Annotated in this window: 1 pseudogene; it reads left to right on the top strand. The window is 49.4% G+C overall.

The features are described from left to right. Nucleotides 1–518 (top strand): annotated as a pseudogene (locus HQ50_RS10000) (hypothetical protein); the annotation flags it as partial.

The raw sequence follows: 518 nt of genomic DNA, 5'->3' as shown, positions 1-518 counted from the left end.
CACTATAATTGCACGGATGTTCTTGCTATAGTGATTGATGATGTCGTGATCACCGGCGATGGAGGCTCCTCAGCCGATTATACCTATACGGTTTATCGTGACGGCACTAAGATCAAGGAGGGTCTGACGGCAACTACATTTGAAGAAGAGGGCGTAGCTGCGGGCAATCATGAGTATTGCGTGGAGGTTAAGTACCAGGCGGGCGTATCCCCGAAGGAATGTGTTGACGTAACAGTTGATCCACAGCAGTTCAATCCTGTACAGAATCTGACGGGTAGTGCTGATGGACAGAAGGTAACGCTCAAGTGGGATGCCCCCAACGGAACGAATCCTAATCCTAACCCTAATCCCAGTCTTTCCGAATCGTTTGAAAATGGTATACCATCAAGCTGGAAGACTATCGATGCCGACGGCGACGGTAACAACTGGACGACTACACCTCCTCCCGGAGGGTCTTCTTTCACCGGTCATAATGGTGGTTCTTGTGTCTCTTCGGCTTCCTATATTAACTATCAGGG

The sequence above is a fragment of the Porphyromonas sp. COT-052 OH4946 genome, from assembly GCF_000765965.1.
GTDB classification, from domain to species: domain Bacteria; phylum Bacteroidota; class Bacteroidia; order Bacteroidales; family Porphyromonadaceae; genus Porphyromonas; species Porphyromonas gulae.
Note: the sequence above shows the minus strand (reverse complement) of the source record. Positions and strands in the feature narration are given on the sequence as shown.